The 8,049-nt window shown below is 76.2% G+C and carries 5 protein-coding genes and 1 tRNA gene; 5 read left to right on the top strand and 1 reads right to left on the bottom strand.

Features of this window, described 5'->3' with window-relative positions:
* The first annotated feature begins 240 nt into the window (after positions 1–240).
* The 5 genes from PKY62_RS11050 (at position 241) to PKY62_RS11030 (ending at position 7,556) form a co-directional block, all read left to right on the top strand.
* Positions 241–313, top strand: a tRNA-Ala gene (locus PKY62_RS11050).
* Positions 314–503: 190 nt separating this feature from the next.
* Entirely contained in the window at positions 504–2,021 is a 1,518-nt protein-coding gene (locus PKY62_RS11045; protein WP_324536914.1) for a trypsin-like serine peptidase, read from the top strand.
* Positions 2,022–2,137: 116 nt separating this feature from the next.
* Complete coding sequence (locus PKY62_RS11040) at positions 2,138–4,852, top strand: hypothetical protein (RefSeq protein ID WP_324536912.1); 2,715 nt, start codon at positions 2,138–2,140, stop codon at positions 4,850–4,852.
* Between the two features lie 85 nt (positions 4,853–4,937).
* Positions 4,938–6,641, top strand: coding sequence for a metallophosphoesterase (locus tag PKY62_RS11035; protein ID WP_324536910.1), 1,704 nt, complete (start codon positions 4,938–4,940; stop codon positions 6,639–6,641).
* A 261-nt stretch (positions 6,642–6,902) separates the two neighbouring features.
* Positions 6,903–7,556, top strand: a complete 654-nt coding sequence (locus tag PKY62_RS11030; RefSeq protein ID WP_324536908.1) for a YceI family protein — start codon at positions 6,903–6,905, stop codon at positions 7,554–7,556.
* A gap of 39 nt (positions 7,557–7,595) precedes the next feature.
* Here PKY62_RS11030 and PKY62_RS11025 read toward each other — a convergent pair.
* Positions 7,596–8,049: helicase HerA-like domain-containing protein (locus PKY62_RS11025; RefSeq protein WP_324536905.1), on the bottom strand; the 454-nt coding region annotated here is incomplete at its 5' end.

Raw genomic sequence — 8,049 nt, 5'->3', positions numbered from 1 at the left:
CCCTCCGGCCGGCACGCCGGGACCGACTGGTACGTCGAGGCGCACAACCTCGGGCCCGCGGTCGCGGTGGACGACTGGAACGCCGGGATGCCGGCCGAGGTGCTGCCGAGCAGCACGGCCGACGCCCTGCGGACCTGAGCGCCCACGCGGTTCCCGGACCGCCGGCCGACCGACCGGCGGGACCGGATTGGCCCTGCGGCCCGGGCATCGCCTACACTCAACCTCGCCCTCAGGGGCACCGGGGCTGTGGCGCAGCTGGTAGCGCACCTGCATGGCATGCAGGGGGTCAGGGGTTCGAATCCCCTCAGCTCCACCGGGCCGAAGGGCCGCCCGCGAGGGCGGCCCTTCGTCGTCCTGACGCGGTGGGACGGGGTGCCGCGACGCGTCCGGGCGGCGCGCGGGTGCGAGACGCTCGACGCCCTTCCCGCTCGCGATCATGGGCGGTACTCTCGCGGATCGTCGTCCCGGGTGCCCCGCCGAACCGGGCTGTCACGAGGAGCCCCGTGTCCCGACGCGTCAGCGTGATCGTCCTCACCGCCCTCCTGCTCGCCGGGTGCACCGCCGGGCCGGACGACGTCGTCCCGCCCGGTCCCGAGGGAGTGCAGCCGGCCGACCCGCTCCCGCTGGACCGGGTGGTGGACTTCTCCGGGATCGCGTCGCTCAACGCGGGCTCCAACTGCACCGGGACCCTCATCGACACGGGGGTGCCGGACGGTCCGGCCTACGTGCTCACCAACGGGCACTGCGTCGGCGACGTGGGGCGCTCGGCCCAGCGCACGACGATCGGCATCGAGTGGTTCGGGACCGCCGAGTTCTTCCGCGCGGACGGCAACCTCGACGCGACGCTCACGGTCGACGTCGTCGAGCTCGCGTACTCGACCATGCGGGCCACCGACACCGCCGTCATCCGACTCGACGCCACCCTCGACGAGCTGGCGGACCTGGGCGTGGACCCCGTCCCGATCACCGAGCGGGAGCCTGCCGAGGGCACCGAGGTCGTCAACGTGGGCGTCCCCGTCCAGGATCTGATGCACGACGACTGGGTGATGCGGCTCGGCGAGTGCACCCTCGGGGCGCAGCACACCGTCATCGAGGGTGCCTGGCTGTGGTTCGGCGTCTGGTCCAACGACTGCCCCGGCATCATCCAGGGGTCGAGCGGGTCGCCCCTGCTGACGCTCGACGCGGACGGCGTGCCCGAGCAGGTGGTCGCGGTCATCAACACCACCTCGGGCGGGGTGACGGCGGACGACGGCGGGGCGTGCGCCATCAACCGGCCGTGCCAGGTGGCCGACGGCGTCGCGACGATGGTCGAGGAGACCAGCTACGCCCAGAGCGCCGCGGGGATCGGGGAGTGCTTCGACCCCCGGAGCGGGGAGCTCGAGCTCGGGGACACGTGCCCGCTGCCGGTCTCCAGCGTCTGGACGGAGCGTGGCGGCGGGTCGTTCCGTGGGGGCGACCTGCCGGACGCGACGGGCCAGCTGCCGGACGTCAGCCTCGTCGGGAGCCAGCCTGGCCGCGCCCGGACCGTGGTGGTCCCGCTCGGCGACGGTTCCGCCTGCACGAGTCCCGCCACCTACGACGGCGCCCTCGACGTGGTGCTGCCGCTCGCCGGTGAGGACTGGGAGCTCTTCGGCACGGTCGTGCCCGTCGACCTGCCGCAGGAGGAGGGCCGGTACGCGCTGTGCGCGGTCGCGGACGACGACTACGACGGCGCCGCATCCGTGCTCTTCGACGTCGACCGCACACCGCCGATCGTCGCGGCCGGGGCGAGCGTCGAGGACATCGGCGACGGCGCGGTGGTGGTGCGGCCCCACCTCGACCCGCCGGAGATCACCACCGTGCGCTTCACGTGGGGTCCGCCGGACGAGGTCGACTGCACCGACACCGACGGTTTCCGGGACTTCTTCATCGCCCCGCTGACGCTCGAGCGCGCCGATCTGCCGGCCCGCTACTGCCTGTACGGCATGGACGCGGCCGGCAACCCGACAGATGTCGTCACGCTGGAGATCCCAGCGCCCTAGCCACGCGTCGGGTCGGCGCGGCGTCCTGCGGTGGCCGCCCCGGTGGCCCGGGGCTACGTTGCGAGAGTCCGGGCAGGCCCGACGAGACCCCGCGACGGGTCCGTGAGGGGGCAGCGATGTCACTGGTCCACAGGCTCCGTCTCCTCCTGGCGCGTGGGGTGCGCCACCCCGGACCGGGTGGCCGACCCCCGGCCGGCGTCCCGCAGCGGGGCGACGTCCTCGAGCTGCGGGTGCACGGGGTCAACAACACCCCGCCGCCCGCGCTGCTGGACCTGGGCCCGGCGGACATCGCCCAGGTGGCGGGTGACGACCTCGGCTCCTTCTGGCGGCCCACCGCCGAGGTCCTGGCGCGACTCACCCCCGCGGACCGGGGCCACGTGCCCGACGGCGTCGTGCGCGAGGCCTACTCGTGGGGTGGGCTGGCGCGCACCTCTCCGACGGCCGGCACCGGGACCGTCGGGGTGATGGTCGGCGGTCTCGCCCGCGTCGGGTGGGCGCTCCTGCTGCCGTTCGGCCTCGTCAACGTCGCGTTCTGGAGCCGGCGGCTCGACCAGGACCGCGGCTGGACGCACGGCTGGCAGGACGGTGCGTCGGCCGCCGCGCTGCGGGTCTTCGCCCTGCTGCTCACGCTGCTGCTGCTCGGCACGTCGGCCGTCGTCAGCCTCGACCTCGTCGCGAGCCAGTGCTTCGCGGGCGGGCAGCGGTGGTGCGCGCAGCTGCCCCCTGCGCTCGATGGGCTGGCCACGCTGTCGTCCGGACGTCGCCTCGCTGTCGGGACGGTGCTGCCGTTGGCGACGCTCGTGCTCGTGGCCGTCCTGGCGCGGGTCTCGCGCGCCCGGTACGAGCAGCTCGCCGCGGCTCCGGCGGAGCGCGCCGGCGTTCCCGACGGTGCACCGGCGCTGGCGACGCCCGGCTTCTGGGCCAACGCCCGGCTGACCGCGGCGAGCGGCCGGATGCACGTGGCGGGCGGGCTGTTCTTCCTCGTGCTCACCACGGCATGGCACCAGGTGTTCGGCACGGGCGACGCGTGCACGTCCCCGGCCGAGCTGCTGGGCAGCCAGTCCGCGGCCTGCCGGGCCCAGCTGGCGGCGCTGCCTGGCAGCGCCGCACCGTTCGCCGTGACCCTGGCGCTGGCCGTGACCGGCCTGCTGCTCACGCTCGGTGCCCTGGTCTCGCGTGCCTGGGGGGACGCTGCGCTGCCCGGGGACAGCCCCGCCAGGGTGACGCGATGGTCGCGCCGGCTGGCGTGGTCCGGGGCGGTGCTCCTCGCGGCCCACCTCACGCTCCTCACCGCCGTCGACCACCGGACCGCCGGCCTGCCGCTGCTCGGGCTCGTCGCCACCCCGGCCCTGCTGGCGACGCTGCTGCTGGCCCTCGCGTGGTCGGCGCGCTGGTGGCGGCGCACCGCGGACGGGCGGTTCGAGGCCTGGGGCGGGCGCGCACCGGGCGTGTTCCTCCAGCTGTCCGTCGGCGTCGCCCTGACGCTGTCCAGCGTCACCGTCGTGGCGGCCGGGGACTGGCTCAACGGCGGGCGCCCGGCCGGGGACCTGCTGCGCGGCGGGATCGGCCTGCCGGGATCGGTGCCGGCCCCCGGGCGCGACGGCTGCACGGTCGTCTGCCCCGTGCCCGATCCTCAGCTGAGCATCCCGTCGGTGTACGTGTGGTTCGGCGCCGCGACCTTCGTCACGCTCGTCGCCGTCCTCGCGATCGCGGGTCTCTCGGCGGCGCGCACGTCGCGCACGCTGCCGGCGGCCGGTCCGGTCTCCCGGGCCCTGCGACGTGGCCACCGGCCCGGCGGGCAGCTCGACGAGCTGGCCGCCCGCCCTGGTGCGGAGCCGCTGCTGCGCCGTGCTCGGCGGTCCGCGGCCGTCGCCCACCGCGCCGAGCCCGTCACGCGCGTGCTGGCCGAGGCCAGCGCGCTCTGCACGGCGGCAGCCGTGGCGCTGACGGCGGCGATCGCCGTCCGCCCCGGGCTCGGACCGCCGCAGCTGCGCCGCGTGGCCGCCGAGGGCTTCGGTGCCGGCCTCTACGCGGGTCTCGTCGACACCGCGGCGTGGGGCGCGGGGATCGTCGGCGTGGCCGTGGTGGCGGGGATGGTGGGTGGTGCGGCGAGCGGGCGCACCCGGCCGCTCGGTCTCGCGTGGGACCTCATCTGCCTGCTGCCGCGCACCGGGCACCCCTTCGGCCCGCCGTGCTACGCCGAGCGCGTCGTGCCGGAGCTCGTCCGGCGGTACGCGGAGTGGGTGGAGCCGGCCGGGGGCGTCCCGACCCGCGGGCGCCGACGCGTCGTCGTCTCCGCGCACAGCCTCGGCGCGGTGCTCACGGTGGCCAGCGTCCTGGCCGCGCGCACCGAGCACGGCGCCCGACTCACCGACCGGATCTCGCTGCTCACCTACGGCACGCAGCTGCGGCCGTACTTCGGCCGGATGTTCCCAGAGCTGTTCGGGCCGGCCGTCCTGGGGACCGCGCGGGGTCGGGGCGCGCGGCTGCTCACCCCCGACCCGTGGCGCGACGCCATCGTGCACGACGAGACATCGCCGCCGGCCGGTCCGTCGCCGGCGGGCAGCCTCGTCGCGACCCTCACCGGGCCGGGCGGGGCGGTGCGCTGGGTCAACCTCTGGCGACGCACCGACTACCTCGGCTTCCCGCTGGACGGGTACACCGGCAGCCGGTTCGACCGCGCGGCGGAGGAGCTCGACACCAGCGGCTACCTTCCGGCCGTGGCCACGCACGGCGGCTACCCGCGCGCCGGCGGCTACGCTGCGGCGCTCGCGGACCTCGTCGGGGGACCGTCCGCCGGGTCGGACGGGCCGCGCGCCGCACGGGGGTGATGCCGGGCCGGCGGTTCGCTCACGGCGAACGGCCGGGCGGTGCTCGGTGGCACCGACGCGTCCGATGGTTCAGGCTGGGAGGACCATGGACGGGGACCAGCCGCACGACCACGCAGGCGACCTGCCTGCCGAGGTGACCTCGCAGGTCCCGCGGCGCAGGCGGCGGGCACCGTGGCGGCTGCCGACCGTGCGCCGGCTCGCCCGTGGCGTCGCCATCGGCCTCGCGGTCCTCGTCCCGGCCGCCGCGTGGGGGGTGACGACCGCCCAGACGCAGGCGAGCCTCGGCCCGCACCTGGCCCACTACGAGGTCACCGTCGACCACCTCGTGACCATCGACCTGGGGCCGCTCGGCACGGTGGTCATCGACTCCCCGCTGCCGCTGACGCTCGGGGTCGCCGTCGTGGTCCAGGAGATCCCGCGCGAGGTCACGGCCGTCGACGAGGCGAGCACCCTCGAGGCGCTGGGTGCCGACCTGCAGGGCTACGTCCAGTTCTTCGGCTCGCCGGAGGCGACCCTCGGCACGGCGGTGAGCGGTCTCGCCGCCGACGCCGCGCGCCGGTCGCTGCTCGCCGCCCTGGCCCTGGTGCTGGGCGCCGTGGCGGTGCGCGCGCTGCTCGGACCGCGCCGGCGGGCCGAGGTCGCGGCCGCGCTCGTCCCGTACCGCCTGCTGGCGGGGTCCGTGGCCCTCGGTCTGGTGATGGCGGGCACGCTGACCTCCAGCGGACCGGCCGTGCCCTCCGGCGACGACGCGCAGGCGGCGTCGGCGGTCTTCGACGGCACGCCGCTCGAGGGCGCACGGCTGACGGGACGGCTCGCCGGGGTGATCGACACCTACGGCGGCTACGTCGTGGACGCCTACCGGACCAACGAGACGTTCTACGACGGTGCGGTCGCGGCGCTCGATGTCGCGTGGGCCGGGCGGGCCGCCCTCGACGAGGCCATGGCGGCACTGCGGGCCGAGCACGATCCGCCGGACGTCCCGGACGGCGGCGTCGACGACCCCGGGACGGACGAGCCCGTGGTGCTGCTCGTCGTCAGCGACCTGCACTGCAACGTCGGGATGGCGCGCGTCATCCGCCGCGTCGCCGAGCTCGCCGCGGTGGACGTCGTCCTCAACGCGGGGGACAGCACCGTCAACGGGACGGCCGTCGAGCAGTACTGCGTCGCGGCGTTCGCGGCCGCCGCGCCCCACGGGGTCACCACGGTGATCTCCGACGGCAACCACGACTCCGTGGAGACCTCGGCCCAGGAGGCCGAGGCCGGCGCCGTGGTGCTCGACGGCGGCGTGGTCGAGGTGGACGGGCTGCGGATCCTCGGCGACGCCGACCCCAACGCGACCCGGATCGGAGCGGGCACGCGCCTCGCGGGTGAGGAGGGCCTGGCGCAGGCTGGCACCCGGCTGGCCGACGTCGCGTGCGCCGACGGCGACGTCGACCTGCTGCTGGTCCACACCCCGGCGGTGGGCACCGAGGCCATGGAGCGTGGCTGCGTCCCGGTGCAGGTCTCCGGCCACCTGCACCGCAGGTACGGGCCCGGCCGGGTGGGCGATGGCGTCCGCTACGTCTCGGCGAGCACCGCCGGTGCGACCCTCGACCAGCCGACCGTCGGTCCCCTGCAGGGGTTCGCCGAGCTGACGATCCTGCGGGTCGACCCGGCGACGCGCCGGGTGACCGACCACCGGCTGGTGCGGGTCGGGCCTGACGGCGCCGTGACGGTGGGGCTCGCCGTGGCGTGGCCCACCGGGGCCTCCGTCCCGAGCGGGACCGCCCCCAGCAGCGCCCCGCGCTGACCCGCCCGCCCGGACCGGCGGCACGGCGCGTCCGGTCCGCGGCGTACCGTGGTGCCCGTCCGCACCGAACGACCGAGGAGACCTGTGGGGGACCGCCCGGCCGAGAGCCGTCGTCGTGACCGCCGCGAGCCCACCGGGGCGATGCGGGCGGTCCCCGGACCGGTCGTCGCGGGGTCGGGCACGGCCGGGCCGGTCGACCCGAGCCGGGCGCCGTTGCCCCCCGAGCACCGTCGTCGGTGGCTCGTCGGAACCGTCGTCACCGTGGTCCTGGCCGTGGCCGCGGTGGTCGGCGGCCCGTGGGTGTACGCCCGCCTCGTCAGCGGGCCGGGTGACGAGCCGCTCGGCCTGAGCAGCCCCACGGCCACGGCAACGGTGCCCCCCGGTCCGCCGGCCAGCATCGACGTCGACGGCACGTGGCAGGTCTCCACCGGCTCGCAGGGCGGCTACCGGATCGGGGAGGTGCTGTCGGGCACCGCCGTGGTCGTGGTCGGTCGGACGGACCTCGTCACCGGGTCGGTCACCGTCGCGGAGGGCTCCCTCACGGCGGCGAGGGTCGCCGTCGACACCGCGACGATCACGACGGACGAGTCGGCGCGCGATGCCTACTTCCGCCGCGCGCTCGACACGTCGACCTACCCCGAGGCGGTCTTCGAGCTCGTGGCGCCCGTCGACGTCTCGGCCGTCGGCACGGCCCCGGAGCCCGTCAGCGTCCTGGCGGAGGGCACCATGACGCTGCGCGGGGTCACCCTGCCGGCCACGGCGACCCTGCTGGTCCAGCGGACCGTCGACGGGATCGAGGTGGTCGCGACCGTGCCGATCACGCTCGCGGACTTCGAGCTGGAGCCGCCGGACCTCGGCTTCGTCACGGTCGATCCGACGGGCACCGTCGAGCTGCTCCTCGTCCTGGTCCGCTGAGCCCCATCGGACCCGGCCCGTCGGCCCGGCCCCCGGGGCTCAGCGGCGGCGGGTGCCGAAGATCGTCCGGGTGATCTCCCGGCCCAGCTGCGTGCCGGCGGACTTGAGGAACGAGTCCAGCGGGCTGGCGGACGAGCGCGGCCGGCTCGTCGACCGCGTGGTCTCGCGCTCGGACTCCTTGCGCATCCGCTCCTCGATCTTCTCCAGCTCGCGCGCGCGGCGGTCCGCCTCCTTCTTGGCGGCGGCCGCCGCGACCTCGGCCTCCTTGCGTGCGGTGTCGGCGGCAGCCGACGCAGCGGCGTCGGCCTCGGCGCGCGCGGACCGGGCGGTGAGCAGCTCGTAGGCGGACTCGCGGTCCACCGCAGCGGCGTACCGGACCTGCTGCGGCGAGGCCGCCACGGCGGCGGTCATCGCGGCGGCGTCCATGGGCGACATCGAGCCGCTCGGTGCGCGCAGCCGGGTCCAGGCCACGGGTGTCGGTGCGCCCTTCTCG

The sequence above is a fragment of the Actinotalea sp. genome (genome assembly GCF_035443605.1).
Classification (GTDB): Bacteria; Actinomycetota; Actinomycetes; order Actinomycetales; family Cellulomonadaceae; genus Actinotalea.
The sequence above is the reverse complement of the archived record's forward strand: the minus strand, read 5'-3'. Positions and strand labels throughout refer to the sequence as shown.